The sequence below is a fragment of the Bradyrhizobium sp. 6(2017) genome, from assembly GCF_011058295.2.
In the GTDB taxonomy this organism is placed as follows: domain Bacteria; phylum Pseudomonadota; class Alphaproteobacteria; order Rhizobiales; family Xanthobacteraceae; genus Bradyrhizobium; species Bradyrhizobium septentrionale.
Window position 1 is genome coordinate 9,431,917 of sequence record NZ_CP049289.2, and the last position, 14,865, is coordinate 9,446,781.

The window sequence follows — 14,865 nt, forward strand, 5'->3', positions numbered from 1 at the left end:
ATCCTGATTTGCGAAAGGACTCAACTTCCATGGCTTCCATCTACAAGGACATCCCGATCGACGCGCCGGCAGATCACGTCTGGGACGCGCTGCGCGATTTCGGCGCGCTGCATACGCGGCTAGCGCCGGGCTTCGTGACTGACACGCAACTCGATGGCGACGTCCGCACCGTCACCTTCGCCAACGGCACCGTGGCGCGCGAGACGCTGGTCGATTGCGACGACAAACGACAGCGGCTGGTCTATGCGATCACCAGCGAACGGCTGAAGCAGCACTCCGCCTCGGCGCAGGTGTTTGCCGAGGGCGACGGGCGCTGCCGGATGGTGTGGATCGCGGATGTGCTGCCGCACGAGGTCGCGCCCTACATGGACGCGCAGATGGACCTTGGTGCTGCCGCGATGCAGGCGGCGCTGGCGCGATCGGCAAAGGCCAGGAACGCGGCGTAAACCGCTAGCTCTCGCTACCATTTCGTATTCGAACCGTGACCGTCACCCTGAGGGGGCCGCAACGCGGCCGTCTCGAAGGGCGACAGCCCGACTGTTTCCGCGAGCGCACGCCGACGCACGGGGGCCGTCGATCCTTCGAGACGGCCGCTTCGCGGCCTCCTCAGGATGACGGGGAGAGGGTCGAGATGACGGACCGAGAAATCTTACGACAGCGCCGGCTGGGCCTCAGCGACCGGCGTGGACTTGCCCCAGCGCGTCAGGATCACGCTGAGGCAGGAGAGCACGCCGAGCACGCCCATCGAGGCGGCGGCGAGTGCGAAGAAGTTTTGCGCACTCGCCTCATGCGTCGACAGCCACCAGCCGCCAGTGCCGATGAAGATCAGCCGCGCGGTCTGCGCCAGCACCGGGCCGAGCACCTTCGCGGCACCCTGCGAGGAGAAATACATCGACATCGCGAGGCCGATGAAGGCGTACATCGGCGCCGCGGTCGAGAGATATTGGTGGCTGGTCGCCCGCACATGCGGATCGCTGGTGAAGAGATTGACCCAGAGGTCGGGGAAGACGGCGATGAAGCTGCCGACCGCGCCGACCGACAGGAACGACAGCGTGCCCGCGGTCCAGGCGATGCGCCGCGCACGCGCGACGCGCTCGGCGCCGACGGCCATGCCGATCATCGGCACCGAGGCGATACCGACCGCGAACGCGACCGAGGTCAGCATGAATTCGAGCCGCGCGCCGATGCCGTAGCCGGCGAGCACGGCGGTGCCGAATTGCGCCAGCATGTGGGTGAAGATCGAGATCGTCAAAACCGACTGCAGCGGCGAGAAGCAGGAGACGGCGCCGACCCTGAGGATGTCGATGAACATCGCCCATTGCACGCGCAACCCCTTGAGCTTCGGCCTCACCCGGGCGCGGCCCGAAAACAGATACCAGCCCATCACGCTGATGCTGATCGAATAGGCGATCAGCGAGCCCGCGGCGACGCCGCGCATGCCGAATTGCGGCACCGGCCCGAGGCCGAGGCCGAGCGTGCCGCCCAGAATGATCTGCCACACCGCCGACGACAGGATCATGGTCGACGGCAGCTTCATGTTGCCGGTGCCGCGCAGGATGCCGGCCATCGTGTTCATCAGCCAGGGCAGGATCGCGCCGCCGAAGAAAATCTGCGAATAGGCGATCGCCTGCGCCAGCACATTGCCGCGGCCGCCGAGCAGTTCGAGCAGGCGCGGACCGAAGATCAGCATGCCGAGCATGAAGGTCAGGCCAAAGGTCAGGCCGATCAGCAGCGCATGCATGGCCAGCGTCGAGGCGCGCTCGATCTCGCCGGCGCCGAGCGCGCGTGCGATCGCGGATGCGACGCCGCCGCCCATCGCACCGCCGGACATCGTCATGGTCAGGATGACGCAGGGAAACAGCAGCGCCATCGCCGCGAGCGACTCGACGCCGAGCCGGCCGATATAGGAGGTTTCAGCGATCACGACGCAGGTGCCGGCGGAGAGCGCGATCACGTTCGGCCAGGCGAGCCACAACAACGTCTTCAGGATCGGCCCATCGAGCAGCGCGTTGCGCGCCGGCCTGGTCACCGGCGGCGGTAGCGGCCGCTCATGTTCGTCGACAGGTATTTCGGCGAGGCCGAGGTCGGACATTTCCACTCCCGCGCGCGATCTGGGGAGCCGCGCCATGGTGTTTCCCTACCATGGCAACAGCGGATTCCACGTGCGCGGGACGCAAGGGGGGCCTGCGCGATTGCAGGCGAACCTTGCCCCTAGCCGATCGACCAAACCAACGGCGCGCCCGCGGCGCCATTCGGCTTCAAATGCACCGGAATATGCCGCCCGCACCCGGCAGCCAGCCCCTCGAACAGGCCTGTCAGGACGCTGGCGCAGGCCGGGTGATCATCGGCTACTTCGGCCATCAGCTTCCAACCCTGCTGATGGATTTCGAATTGCCCCTCGGACTCGCTGATCTCGGCCAGATCGTCCTGCGACTCGAACAGAATGCGCAGGAAGCTGACAAACTCGCTGGCGCCACCGCGGCTGGCGCCGAGCGCCTGCGCGACCTCGTCATAATACTGCATGCCAATCAGTCTGCCGGTGAGGTGCAGCAGATAGCTCGCATCCTCCGGGCCGAACGCCTGCACCATGACGGGCGCGGCTGTCTTCACATATTCCATCGCGTAGTTGCGATAGGCCTTTTCCAGCCGTGGTTTCGGCCAGCTGTCGACCGGCAGCGCCGGCGCGGTTCTGGAATCGAACAACGGCGCCTCGAGATGACGCGCGAAGATGAGGCGCTGGTCGAGCTCGAGCGGATGATCGTATTCGCAATAGTAGCCCTCGAGCCCGTCTTGGCCGTCGACGCTCTGCTTGGTGCAGACGAAGCCGAGCCTGAGATCGCCGAGGGCCGCGCCGTTGTTGGCGTGCCAGCCGCGCAGCATCGCGCGCGAGACCTCGCCGGGCACGCCGCAGATCGCCGTTCCCTTCCAGATCCAGCGCGGCGGCGGATAGCGGATCCAGGCCTTGCGATCACTTTCGTACATGTATTCGACATGCACGCCGCCGATCCAGTTCGAGAGATAGTGATATTGCGCGGCCGCGACCGCGGGCGGCAGGCCGTCGAGGCCGAGCTTCTTCAAGCCGGGCAGGAAGCGCTCCTGCTGCTGGCGGCGAAACACGCGGAAGACGAATTCGGCGGCATCAGCCGTGCCGCGCCGTGTGACGACGGTGAGGATGAGACCGGTGAAGAAGGCATGATAGAGATCGGCGACGCTGCGCCATCTCCGCCATTGCGCTTCCTGCTGCGCTGAATCTGTTGCGGCGCTCATGTTCACTCCCGATCTCTTGTTTTGGTGGAGTGTGTCATCGTCAGCATGACGACGCAACCAAACCCAAGCGCGGTGTCATCGCCCGACTTGATCGGGCGATCCAGTATTCCAGAGACGGTCGTTGTCGATCGAAGGGCCACGGCGTACTGGATTCCCCGCTTTCGCGGGGAATGACAGCGAAGAATGATTGCAAGATGGTCTTGCTTCGCGACCCGATATCCGGGCTACGGAATTACACGCGAAAATGCTTTGAGAGCTTCAGGCCCTGCGCCTGGTAGTTCGAGCCGATACGCTGGCCGTAGAGCGCATCGGGGCGCTCGAGCATGCGCTCATAGACGAGGCGGCCGACGATCTGGCCATGCTCGAGAATGAACGGCACCTCGCGCGAGCGCACTTCGAGCACGGCGCGCGCGCCCTTGCCGCCGGCGCCGGCATAGCCGAAGCCGGGATCGAAGAAGCCGGCATAGTGGACACGGAATTCGCCGACCAAGGGATCGAACGGCACCATCTCCGCGGCGTAGTCCGGCGGCACCTGCACGGCCTCTTTCGAAGCCAGGATGTAGAACTCGCCGGGATCGAGGATGAGGCTGCCGTCGGGCCGCGCCTTGATCGGCTCCCAGAACTCGTCGACCGAGTAGCCGCCGCGGCGATCGATATCGACGACGCCGGTGTGGCGCTTGGCGCGATAGCCGACGAAGCCGCCCGAGCTCTCGCCGGAGAGATCGACCGAGAGTGCAACGCCGTGGGTGAGATCGGCATTGTCGGCGTCGACCAGCCGCTCAGCGGCGTGCAGCGCGTCGAGCTCGTCGGCCGTCAAGGTCGCCTCGCCGATCCGGAAGCGGACTTGGCTGAGCCGCGAGCCCTCGCGCAGCAGCACCGGAAACGTCTTCGGGCTGATCTCGGCATAGAGCGGGCCGTGATAGCCGGCACCGATCATGTCGAAGCGGCGGGTGCCGTCGGCGATCACGCGGGTGAAGACGTCGAGCCGTCCAGTCGAGCTCTTCGGGTTGGCCGCGGCCACGATCTCCGGCGGCAGCGCCAGGCTCTCCAGCAGCGGGACGATGTAGACGCAGTTGGTCTCCAGCACTGCGCCGTCGGAGAGATCGATTTCGTGCAGCTTCAGCTGGTCGATCCGCTCGGCGACGGTGGCGTCGGGCCCCGGCAGGAAGCTTGCCCGCACCCGAAAGGCGATGTCGCCGAGGCGGAGATCGAGGCTCGCCGGCTGGATCTGGCTCTCGACAAAGTCGTAGGCGGGCAGAATGAGGCCGGCCTCCGCCATCTCCGCGATCATGCGGTCGGGCAGAATTCCGTTGGATTCTTCTTCCAGCGTGAACGACACGGCGCGGTCCCTCGGGATGGCCCAAAATCAACCTCTGAGCGGCCATCAAGCCCCAATATATGGGCTTTTACGGGTTATCCGATGACCGTCTTGACGGAAAGGGCGCGAGGGAATATCAGCTGCACTTATCCCGTGGTGATTTGAGCCGGCCGGCTTGCAGCCACGTTAAATAAGTCGCTAAACAGGCCGGGGACAGTGTGATCCCGGCTTGTGGAGGTTTCTCCAGGCCGGTTTTTTTGTGGCCATTTCCAAGGGAATGGCCACCTCGGAGGTCACATGTCTGAATCCAAAGCTACCGCCCGCTTCCGTCCCGAAACCCGCCTCGTCCATGGCGGCACGCTGCGTTCGCAATTCGGCGAGACGTCGGAAGGGCTGTTTCTCACCCAGGGCTACGTCTACGACAGCGCCGAGCAATGCGAGGCGCGTTTCAAGGGCCAGGACCCCGGCTTCATCTATTCGCGCTACTCCAATCCGACCATTGCGATGTTCGAGCGCCGCATGATCGAGCTCGAGGGCGCGGAAGCCGCGCGCTCGACCGCTACCGGGATGGCCGCGGTGACCACCGCGATCCTCGCGCCGCTGAAGGCCGGCGATCACGTGGTGGCGTCGAAGGCGCTGTTCGGCTCGTGCCTCTATGTCGTGCAGGATTTGTTACCGCGCTACGGCATCGAGACGACGCTGGTTGACGGCCTCGATCTCGACCAGTGGCAGCGCGCGTTGCGGCCGAACACGAAAACCTTCTTCCTGGAGAGCCCGACCAATCCGACGCTCGACGTGCTCGATATCGCGGCAATCGCTGAGATCGCGCATAGCGGCGGCGCGCGGCTGATCGTCGACAATGTGTTCGCGACGCCGATCTGGCAGAACCCGCTGTCGCTCGGCGCCGACGTCGTGGTCTATTCCGCGACCAAGCATATCGACGGTCAGGGCCGCTGCCTCGGCGGCATCATCCTGTCGTCGGAGGCCTTCATCGCCGAGCACATCCATAACTTCATGCGCCAGACCGGCCCGTCGCTGTCGCCGTTCAACGCCTGGGTGCTGCTGAAGGGCCTCGAGACGCTTGCCGTCCGGGTCCGCGCCCAGACCGAAAACGCGGCGAAGATCGCCGAGGCGCTGGCGCAGCATCCCAAGGTCACGCGGCTGGTCTATCCCGGCCGCGCCGATCATCCGCAGGCCGAGACGGTGAAGAAGCAGATGGGCGCCGGTTCGACGCTGGTCGGCTTCGAGGTGAAGGACGGCAAGGCCGGTGCTTTCCGCTGCCTCAATGCGCTGAAGATCTCGCGCATCTCCAACAATCTCGGCGACGCCAAGAGCCTGGTGACGCATCCCGCGACCACGACGCATCAGCGCCTGGCGCCGGAGGCCCGCGCCGAACTCGGCATCAGCGAAGGTTTTATTCGCTTCTCGGCCGGGCTTGAACACCCCGACGACCTGATCGAAGATTTTGTGCGGGCGCTGGAGCAGGTTTGAGGCTGGCGCGATAGCCTCGTCATGGCCGGGCCTGTCCCGGCCATCCACGTCTTGCTCAAAACAACCGCCAAAGACGTGGATGCCCGGCACGAGGCCGGGCATGACGAGATTGTGTGACGTTTGAGCTCTATCTTGTAGAGAGCAAGCCGCTTACGTCGCCGCCGTCGTCACGCCGCCGTCGACCACAATGGTCTGGCCGGTCATGAAGGTCGACGCGTCGGAGGCAAGGTAAGCCACTGCGCCGGCGATCTCGTCGGGCTCGCCGATGCGGCGGAGCGGCGTCGACGCAGTGCGGCGCTTCAGATTGTCCGGGTCCTCCCACAGCGCGCGTGCGAAATCGGTCTTCACCAGGCCCGGCGCCACGCAATTGACCCGCACGCCTTTCGGGCCCCACTCGCCGGCGAGGCTGCGGCACAGCGCGAAATCCGCCGCCTTGGAGATGCCGTAGGCGCCGATCACGGTCGAGCCGCGCAGGCCGCCGATCGAGGAGATGATCACGACCGAGCCCTTGCCCCGTTCGGCCATCTGCGGGATCGCCAGCGCGGAAAGCCAGATGTTGCTCTTGACGTTGGAGCCCATGATCTTGTCGAAGGCCTCGTCCGTGATGTCGAGCAGCGGGCCGTAATAGGGATTCACCGCGGCGTTGCAGACCAGGATGTCGATCTTGCCGTAGTGCTTCAGCGTGCCTGAGATCAGCCCCTCGACCTCCGCGCGGCGCGCGATGTTGCAGGGGATCACGAGCGCGTCACCACCCGCCTTCTTGATGCCGTCGGCGACTTCCTCGCAGGCATCCGCCTTGCGCGAGGAGATCACGACCCTGGCGCCGAGCTTTGCCAGCAGTTCAGCCGAGGAGCGGCCGATGCCGCGGCTCGAGCCGGTGACGACGGCGACCTGGCCGGTGAGATCGAACGGGGTGTTTTTCATTGTTGTTTCCCTGACGTCTACAAAACCCGTCATGCGCGGGCTTGACCCGCGCATCCATCTTTTCAAGAGCGATGGGTTGCCGGGTCAAGCCCGGCAACGACATCTCAACCCAGCAGCCCGCCGCCCTCGCTGACGCGACGGAGGTGGTAGTCGGTGTCACCGAGCGTGTTCTCGATCATGGTCAGCCGCTTGAAGTAGTGACCGATCTTGGCCTCCATGGTCATGCCGATGCCGCCATGGAGCTGGATCGACTGCTGGCCGACGAACTTCAAGGATTTGCCGACCTGCACCTTGGCGGCCGCGACCGCGGACGAACGCTCCTTGGCATCGTCGAAATCAGACGCCATGGTCGCGAACATCGACATGCTGCGGGCCTGCTCCAGCGCCACGAACATGTCGGCGGCGCGGTGCTGCAGGCTCTGGAACGAGCCGATCGCAACGCCGAACTGCTTGCGGGTCTTGATGTACTCGACGGTCTCCTTCAGCGACTCATCCATCGCACCGACGGCTTCCGCGCACAGCGCAATGCGGGCTTCGTCCGCCACGCGCTCGATCAGGGGCAGGCCGTTCTCGGGATCGCCGATCACAGCATCCGCACCGACCTCGACATTGGTGAAGGTGATGTCGGCCGCGTGCAGGCCGTCCTGGGTGGGATAGCCCTTCCGGGTGACGCCCTTGGCGTCCGCCGGAACCAGGAACACGCCGATGCCGGTCTTGTCGCGCTGCGCACCCTTGGTGCGTGCAGTCACGATCAGCGTGTCGGCGTTCTCGCCGTTCAGCACGACGAACTTCTCGCCGTCGATCACCCAGCCGTCGCCCTTTTTCTTGGCGGTGGTCACGACGTCAAAGAGGTCGTAACGCGAGTTCTTCTCGAGCTGCGCAAAGCCGAAGGTCTTGCTGCCGTCGATGATGCCGGGAATGTACTTGGCCTTCTGCTCGGCCGAGCCGCCATGGCGCAGGAAGCCGCCGGCGACCACAACGGTGGCGAGATAGGGCTCGACCACCAGCGCCTTGCCGAGCGCTTCCATCACGATCATGGTCTCGACCGCGCCGGCGCCGAAGCCGCCGTCGGTCTCCGCGAACGGCAGACCGAGCAGACCCTGCTCAGCGAGCTTGCCCCATAGGGCTTTGCTCCAGCCGCCCTTCTCCTTCATGTACTTCTTGCGCGCATCGAAGTCGTAGGCATCGCTGAGGAGCCCGTCGACGCTTTCCTTGAGAAGCCGTTGCTCCTCGGACAGATCAAAATCCATGTTACCATCTCTCCAAAATCACGCGGGCGTCCGCCCTGATCTCCACTCGTCACCCCCGCGAATGCGGGGATCCAGTAATCGCCGGCAGTCGTTGTCTGCCATGACTGCCGCGGCGTACTGGGTCCCCCGCACAAGGCGGGGGACGACAGCTGAATGTGCGGCCTAAAGCCCCAGCACCGCCTTGCTGATGATGTTGCGCTGGATCTCGTTGGAGCCGCCGTAAATCGAAACCTTGCGGTTGTTGAAGTAGCTCGGCGCGATCTGCGCGGTCCAATCCATGCTCTCGTTCGAGCCGGCATCGCCATGCTCGTCATAGGGCGCGGCGAACGGACCGATGATCTCCATCAGGAGCTCGGTCGTGGTCTGCTGGATTTCGGAGCCCTTGATCTTGAGCACCGAGGACGCCGGATTTGGCTTGCCCTTGCCGTGCTTGCCCTCGTCGGCGACGACACGGAGCTGGGTGAGCTCGAGCGCCTTGAGTTCGATCTCGCAGGCGGTGAGCTTTTCGCGGAACGCCGGATCCTCGATCACCGGGCGGCCGCCGGCCTCGACCTTGGAGGCCAGCGCGCGGATGCGGCGCAGCCGCTCCTTCGATACGCCGACCCGGGCGATGCCGGTGCGCTCATTGCCGAGCAGGAATTTTGCGTAATCCCAGCCCTTGTTCTCCTCGCCGATCAGGTTTTCATAGGGCACCTCGACGTCGTCGAAGAACACTTCGTTGACCTCAACGCCGCCGTCGATGGTCTGGATCGGGCGCACGGTGACGCCCTTCGACTTCATGCTGAACACGATGAAGGAGATGCCCATCTGCTTCTTCGCATTGTTGTCGGTGCGGCAGAGGCAGAAGATCATGTCGGCGTGCTGGGCCAGCGTGGTCCAGGTCTTCTGGCCGTTGATGATCCACTTGTCGCCCTTGCGCTCGGCCTTGGTCTTCAGCGACGCGAGGTCCGAACCCGAGCCCGGCTCCGAAAAGCCCTGGCACCACCAGTCGTCGACACTGGCGATGCGCGGCAGATACTGCTTCTTCTGCGCTTCGTTGCCGAAGGTGTAGATCACCGGGCCGACCATGCTGACGCCGAAGGCGAGCGGCTGCGGCGCCGGATAGGACTGCAGCTCCTCGTTGAAGATGTAGTGCTGCACGGTGGTCCAGCCGGTGCCGCCATATTCCTTCGGCCAGTGGGTGACGCCCCAGCCCTTCTTGTTGAGGATGCGCCACCAGGTCACCATCTCGTCCTTCGACAGATGGCGGCCTTCCTGCAGCTTGCGCCTTGTCTCCGGCGGCACGTTGTTCTTGAAGAACTCCCGCACCTCCTCGCGAAACGCTATCTCTTCCTTGGTGAAAGCGAGATCCATCGGATCCTCCTTTTGAAAGTTGAATTACCCTTCTAACTCTCTCGCTGTCGTCCCTGCGAAAGCAGGGACCCATAACCACCGGCCATCGCAACTGGCAAAGCCGGCCGCCGCTTGTGCCTCTTGCGCGGGCCGCGGCGTATGGGTCCCGGCTCGCGCTTTGCTTGGCCGGGACGACGAAATAACTACAACACCTCGAACAGGCGCGATGACTGCGTCCGTCATGACCGGGGTCCTGATGCAGGCTGTTGTGGTTTGGACGGAGATGTCTTCGGCTGCTGCTGGCGCAATTCGTGGCGCGACAGCTTGCCAACCGGGGTGCGCGGCAATTCAGCGACGAACTCGACCGCGGCCGGCAGTTCGTGCTTGCCCAATTTGCCGGTGAGGAACGCGCGCAGCTCGTCGACGGAGAACGCTGGCTGCCCGTCGCGCAGCTTGATGAAGGCTTTTGCCGCTTCGCCGCGGTAGTCATCAACGATGCCGATCACGATCACTTCCTGCACGGCAGGATGGGTGTAGATCGCCTGCTCGATCATCTGCGGATAGACGTTGAAGCCGCCGGAGATGATCATGTCCTTCTTGCGATCGACCAGATAGAAATAGCCGTCGGCGTCCATGTAGCCGATGTCGCCGGTGAGGAAGCGGTCGCCGACAAAGGCCTCCGCGGTTTCCGCGGGCCTGTTCCAGTAGCCCTTGGTGACGTTCGGGCCGCGGATGCGGATTTCGCCGACCTCGCCGACCGGCATCACCCTGGTGGAATCCTCCAGCGACACCACGTCCATCTCGATGCCGGGCAGCATCAGCCCGATCGAGCCCGGCTTCTCCGGTCCTTCCTTCGGGTGGCCGGTGCCGGGCGAGCAGGTTTCGGTCATGCCCCAGCCGCTCTTCAGCTTCATGCCGACCCGGCGCTCGAAGACCTTAGCGACTTCGACCGGCAGCGGCGCTCCGCCGGAGCCGGCGACCACGAGCGAGGAGAGATTGCGCTTGTCGAGATCGGGAAGCGAGGCGATCGCGATCCACATCGTCGGCACGCCGGGAAACACCGTCGCGCGCTTGACCTCAATGTCGCGCATCACCGCCTCGACGTCGAAGCGTTGATGCAGCGAGATCAGATGGCCGCGCCGGATCGCCGACAGCAGCACGACGGTCAGTGCATAGATATGAAAAAGCGGCAGCACGCAGATCACGCGTTCGATCGCATTGCGTTCCAGCCGTCCCGGCTTGCCCCAGACGTCGTAGATCGACACCGCCGCGGTGAGATTGCCGTGGCTCAGCATCGCGCCCTTGGGCAGGCCGGTGGTGCCGCCGGTATATTGCAGCAGCGCAACGTCCTCGACGTCGACCGCGGGCCATTGCGCCGGCCTGGTCGCGCCGTCGATGAACTGGCGGTGGGTGATGATGGCGGGATTGTCCGGCAACGCAGTCTGCGGCGTGCCGACCTTGCCCCAATTATCATCCTCGCAAACGATGAGCCGGTCGAGCAGACCCTTGGCGAGGAATTTCAGCGCGGTCGGCAACAGCGCCGAGAGGTTGCTGGTGACCAGCACGCGCGCGCCTGAATCGGACAGCTTGTGCGACAGCGCGATCTCGCCGTCGAGCGGCGACAGATGCACGACGCGAGCGCCGGCCTTCAGCGCGCCGAAGAAATTGATCGGATGATCGGGCGAGTTGCCGAGAAACAATGCGACCGACGTGCCCTTGCCGTAGCCGGCCCGCATGAAGGCGGCGGCGGCGGTCTCGACCAGGGTTTCCAGTTCGCTGTAGCTGATCTGGCGTTCCCGGAATTCGAGCACCGGACGCGCGCCGAACTCCGCGGCCGCATTCGAGAGCAGATCCGGCAGCGTGCCGCGTGCGATCTCGTCGCTCCACTGCACGCCGTTGGGATAATATTGTTCGCCGGGATGACCAATCATGAACGTCTTCGCTTTCGTAAGGTGAGCACCGGCGCGCGGGCTCCCCTCCCCCTTGCGGGGAGGGATTGGGGGAAGGGGTACCACTCGGGCAGTCCCGATGCCGCCACCCCTCTCCCTACCCTCCCCCGCAAGGGGGAGGGAACCCTGTCACCGCCTTCGCGTCGTCGAAGACGATCACGCCGCCTTCGATGCCGCGGCGAGCGAGGCGAAGGTCTTGCCCTCGTCGGCGAGCTTCTTGAGCAGCGGCGCCGGCTCGAGCGAGGGATCATTGGTCTCCTTGGCATAGAAGGCCAGACGATCGGCGATGTGCTTCAGGCCCACCGTGTCGGCCCAGAACATCGGGCCGCCGCGATAGATCGGCCAGCCATAGCCATAGAGCCAGACCACGTCGATGTCGGACGGCCGCGCCGCGATGCCCTCGGCGAGGATCTTCGCGCCTTCGTTGATCATCGGGTACATCATGCGCTCGAGGATCTCGTCGTCGCTGACGACGCGCTTCTTGCGGCCGAGGCGCAACAGCGTTTCGTCGATCAACTTCTCGACCTCCGGATCGGGCAGGGCCGCGCGCGAACCCTGCTCATACTTGTAGTAGCCCTTGCCGGTCTTCTGGCCGAAACGGCCGGCTTCGCACAGCGCGTCCGCGATCTCCGACTTGATGCCGCGGTCCTTGCGCGAACGCCAGCCGATATCGAGACCGGCGAGATCGCCCATCGCGAACGGGCCCATCGGCATGCCGAACTTCGTCACCACGGCGTCGACCCGCTGCGGCAGCGCGCCTTCGAACAGCAGCTTCTCGGACTGCTTGCCGCGCTGCGCCAGCATGCGGTTGCCGACGAAGCCGTCGCAGACGCCGACCACGGCCGGCACCTTGGCGATCTTGCGGGCGATCGAGACGGCGGTGACGAGCGCGTCCGGCGCGGTCTTGTCGGCGCGCACGATCTCGCACAGCTTCATGACGTTGGCCGGCGAGAAGAAGTGCATGCCGAGCACGTCCTGCGGACGCTTGGTCGATTGCGCGATCTCGTCGATGTTGAGGTAGGAGGTGTTGGAGGCCAGCACAGCGCCCGGCTTGGCGTACTGATCGAGCTTGCCGAACACTTCCTTCTTGACCGCCATGGTCTCGAACACCGCCTCGATAACCAGGTCAGCATCCCCGACGTTCTCGATACCGACGACGCCGCTGATCAAGGCCATGCGCTTGGCGGGCGCGTCCGCCGGGATGCCACCGCGCGCGGCGGTCGCCTCATAGTTCTTCTGCATGATGCCCAGGCCGCGCTTCAGCTGCTCCTCGCCGGTCTCGACCAGGGTGACCGGGATGCCGGCATTGGCGAACGACATCGCGATGCCGCCGCCCATGGTACCGGCGCCGAGGATGGCGACGCGCGCCACGTTGCGGCCCTTGGTGCCCTCGGGAACACCGGAGATTTTGGCGGCTTCACGCTCGGCGAAGAAGGCGTAACGCTGCGCCTTGGACTGGTCGCCGTTCATCAGCTTGAGGAAGCCCTCGCGCTCCTTCTTCAGGCCCTCGTCGAACGGCAGGTCGATTGCGGCACCGACGGCGTCGGCGGCAGCGAACGGCGCCTCGAGGCCACGCGCCTTCTTGGTCAGCGCGGCGACCGCATTGGTGAAGATCGAACGATCGGCCCTTGCCGCGGCGAGCTTGGAGTCGTCATCACGCAGCTTGCGCAGCGGACGCTTCTCGGCGACCAGCTTGCGCGCAAAGGCCTCGCCGCCCGACGCCGGACCTTCCACGATCTCCTCGATCAGGCCGTTCTTGAGCGCCACCTCGGCGCTGATCGGGTCGCCGCCGACGATCATCTTGACCGCGAGCTCGGGACCGACTGCGCGCGGCAGCCGCTGGGTGCCGCCGGCGCCCGGCAGCAGGCCGAGCTTCACCTCGGGCAGGCCGAGCTTGGCGTCCTTGGTGGCGACGCGATAGTGGCAGGCCAGTGCGACCTCGAGACCGCCGCCGAGCGCGGTGCCGTGGATCGCGGCAACGATCGGCTTCGGCGAGCTTTCCATCAGGCTCAGCACTTCGGCGAGCCCGGGCGGCTTCGGCGGCTTGCCGAATTCGGTGATGTCGGCGCCGGCGATGAAGGTGCGGCCGGCACAGGTCAGCACGATACCCTGAACCTGCGGATCGTCGATCGCGGCCTTGATGCCATCGAAGATACCGCCGCGCACGGCCGCGCTCAGCGCGTTCACAGGCGGACTGTTAACCGTGACGACTGCAATGTTGTCATGACGTTCGAGCTTGACGACTTCACTCACCGGGACTCTCCCTGGATGCTTGTTCTTGCGTTGAGTAGCTGCACGACTTGCGTTGAGCCGCTACGATTAGACCAATTTCGCACTGCGAAATTTAATTCCACATCTTGACACGGAGGGTTATTTTGAAGCACGAGCCTTGTCAACGAGCATGACAAGGTCAGGGAATGAAGCGCGCCGGAAAAAAAGCAGCGACCGATCGCAATTTCGTTGTCGCGCTTTCCCGCGGACTGGACGTCCTGCGTGCATTTCAACCCAATGACGGGCTGCTCGGCAATCAGGAGATTGCGGCCCGCACCAAATTACCGAAGCCGACCATTTCCCGCCTGACCTACACGCTGACCAAGCTGGGATACCTTACACCTGTACCGAAGTTCGAGAAGTACCAGCTCGCGCCGTCGGCGATGGCACTCGGCTACGCCGCGCTCGCCAATCTCGGCGTTCGGCATTTGTCCGAACCTTATCGGGAAGAAGTGATGCGCGCGACCGGCGGCGCAGTCGCCGTCGGCGGCCGCGACCGTCACAGCATGATCTATTTCGGCCAGAGCCGGAACGGCCTGGCGCTCGGCGTGCAACTCGACGTCGGCTCGCGGGTGCCGATCGCAACCACGGCGATGGGGCGTGCCTATATTTGGGCATTGCCACCCGAGGAGCGCGCGGCTTTATTACGCGAGCTGCGAGATCACTATGGCAGCCGCTGGGCCAAGATCCGCGACGGCATCGAGCGCTCCGGCGAGACGGTGGCGAAGCACGGATTCACCTTGTCCACCGGCGACTGGCAGGATGATGTCGCCGCGGCCGGCGTTGCATTGAAACTGAACGACGGAACCGGCCCCTATGCTTTCAATTGCGGCGCGCCGGCATTCCGCTTCACGGAAGATCGATTGCTCAACGACATTGGACCTCGCCTTGTCGCGATGGTAAGGAACATCGAGCAGGCGCTCGGTGGAATGGCGCCGCAATCCAAAAAAGAAACAAGCAAAAAGACCAGAGTAGGAGGGAAAGTTGCACGTTTGGCCGAGGGGATCAGATAGCCTCCATCACGTCCGGCGAAGCACATCGCAGGGCCGCTCGCACCGCTCGA

11 protein-coding genes and 1 riboswitch are annotated in these 14,865 nt (G+C 64.7%); of the genes, 3 read left to right on the forward strand and 8 right to left on the reverse strand.

Features of this window, described 5'->3' with window-relative positions; all coding sequences use genetic code 11:
* Nucleotides 1-29 precede the first annotated feature (29 nt).
* Entirely contained in the window at nt 30-446 is a 417-nt protein-coding gene (locus tag G6P99_RS44850) for an SRPBCC family protein (protein WP_029077885.1), read from the forward strand.
* Nucleotides 447-649: 203 nt separating this feature from the next.
* Here G6P99_RS44850 and G6P99_RS44855 read toward each other — a convergent pair whose 3' ends face one another.
* From G6P99_RS44855 to G6P99_RS44865, 3 genes are all read right to left on the reverse strand, one after another.
* Nucleotides 650-2,092, reverse strand: coding sequence for an MATE family efflux transporter (locus tag G6P99_RS44855; RefSeq protein ID WP_165126757.1), 1,443 nt, complete (start codon nt 2,090-2,092; stop codon nt 650-652).
* 119 nt (nt 2,093-2,211) lie between these two features.
* Nucleotides 2,212-3,267, reverse strand: a complete 1,056-nt coding sequence (locus G6P99_RS44860) for a hypothetical protein (protein ID WP_029077887.1) — start codon at nt 3,265-3,267, stop codon at nt 2,212-2,214.
* 232 nt (nt 3,268-3,499) lie between these two features.
* Nucleotides 3,500-4,558, reverse strand: a complete 1,059-nt coding sequence (locus G6P99_RS44865) for a 2'-deoxycytidine 5'-triphosphate deaminase (RefSeq protein WP_414645608.1) — start codon at nt 4,556-4,558, stop codon at nt 3,500-3,502.
* Nucleotides 4,559-4,728: 170 nt separating this feature from the next.
* A riboswitch (SAM riboswitch) is annotated at nt 4,729-4,808 on the forward strand.
* Nucleotides 4,809-4,882: 74 nt separating this feature from the next.
* Here G6P99_RS44865 and G6P99_RS44870 point away from each other — a divergent pair.
* Entirely contained in the window at nt 4,883-6,076 is a 1,194-nt protein-coding gene (locus G6P99_RS44870; protein WP_029077889.1) for an O-succinylhomoserine sulfhydrylase, read from the forward strand.
* 150 nt (nt 6,077-6,226) lie between these two features.
* Here G6P99_RS44870 and G6P99_RS44875 read toward each other — a convergent pair whose 3' ends face one another.
* The 5 genes from G6P99_RS44875 to G6P99_RS44895 all read right to left on the reverse strand — a co-directional run bounded on the left by G6P99_RS44875 (nt 6,227) and on the right by G6P99_RS44895 (nt 13,784).
* Nucleotides 6,227-7,000, reverse strand: a complete 774-nt coding sequence (locus tag G6P99_RS44875) for an SDR family NAD(P)-dependent oxidoreductase (RefSeq protein ID WP_029077890.1) — start codon at nt 6,998-7,000, stop codon at nt 6,227-6,229.
* A 104-nt stretch (nt 7,001-7,104) separates the two neighbouring features.
* Nucleotides 7,105-8,250 carry a pimeloyl-CoA dehydrogenase small subunit gene (gene pimD / locus G6P99_RS44880; protein ID WP_029077891.1) on the reverse strand — a complete coding sequence of 382 codons (1,146 nt, stop codon included), beginning with the start codon at nt 8,248-8,250 and terminating at the stop codon, nt 7,105-7,107.
* Nucleotides 8,251-8,412: 162 nt separating this feature from the next.
* Nucleotides 8,413-9,603, reverse strand: a complete 1,191-nt coding sequence (pimC, locus tag G6P99_RS44885) for a pimeloyl-CoA dehydrogenase large subunit (RefSeq protein ID WP_029077892.1) — start codon at nt 9,601-9,603, stop codon at nt 8,413-8,415.
* Between the two features lie 218 nt (nt 9,604-9,821).
* The gene (gene pimA / locus G6P99_RS44890; RefSeq protein WP_165129204.1) at nt 9,822-11,510 is read right to left on the reverse strand and encodes a dicarboxylate--CoA ligase PimA; all 1,689 of its coding nucleotides are present in this window, start codon (nt 11,508-11,510) and stop codon (nt 9,822-9,824) included.
* A 177-nt stretch (nt 11,511-11,687) separates the two neighbouring features.
* Nucleotides 11,688-13,784: a 3-hydroxyacyl-CoA dehydrogenase NAD-binding domain-containing protein gene (locus G6P99_RS44895; protein ID WP_165126760.1), complete on the reverse strand. Its 2,097-nt coding sequence runs from the start codon at nt 13,782-13,784 to the stop codon at nt 11,688-11,690.
* 164 nt (nt 13,785-13,948) lie between these two features.
* On the opposite strand from G6P99_RS44895, the gene G6P99_RS44900 reads away from it, so the two are divergent.
* The gene (locus G6P99_RS44900) at nt 13,949-14,815 is read left to right on the forward strand and encodes an IclR family transcriptional regulator (protein ID WP_029077895.1); all 867 of its coding nucleotides are present in this window, start codon (nt 13,949-13,951) and stop codon (nt 14,813-14,815) included.
* Nucleotides 14,816-14,865 lie beyond the last annotated feature (50 nt).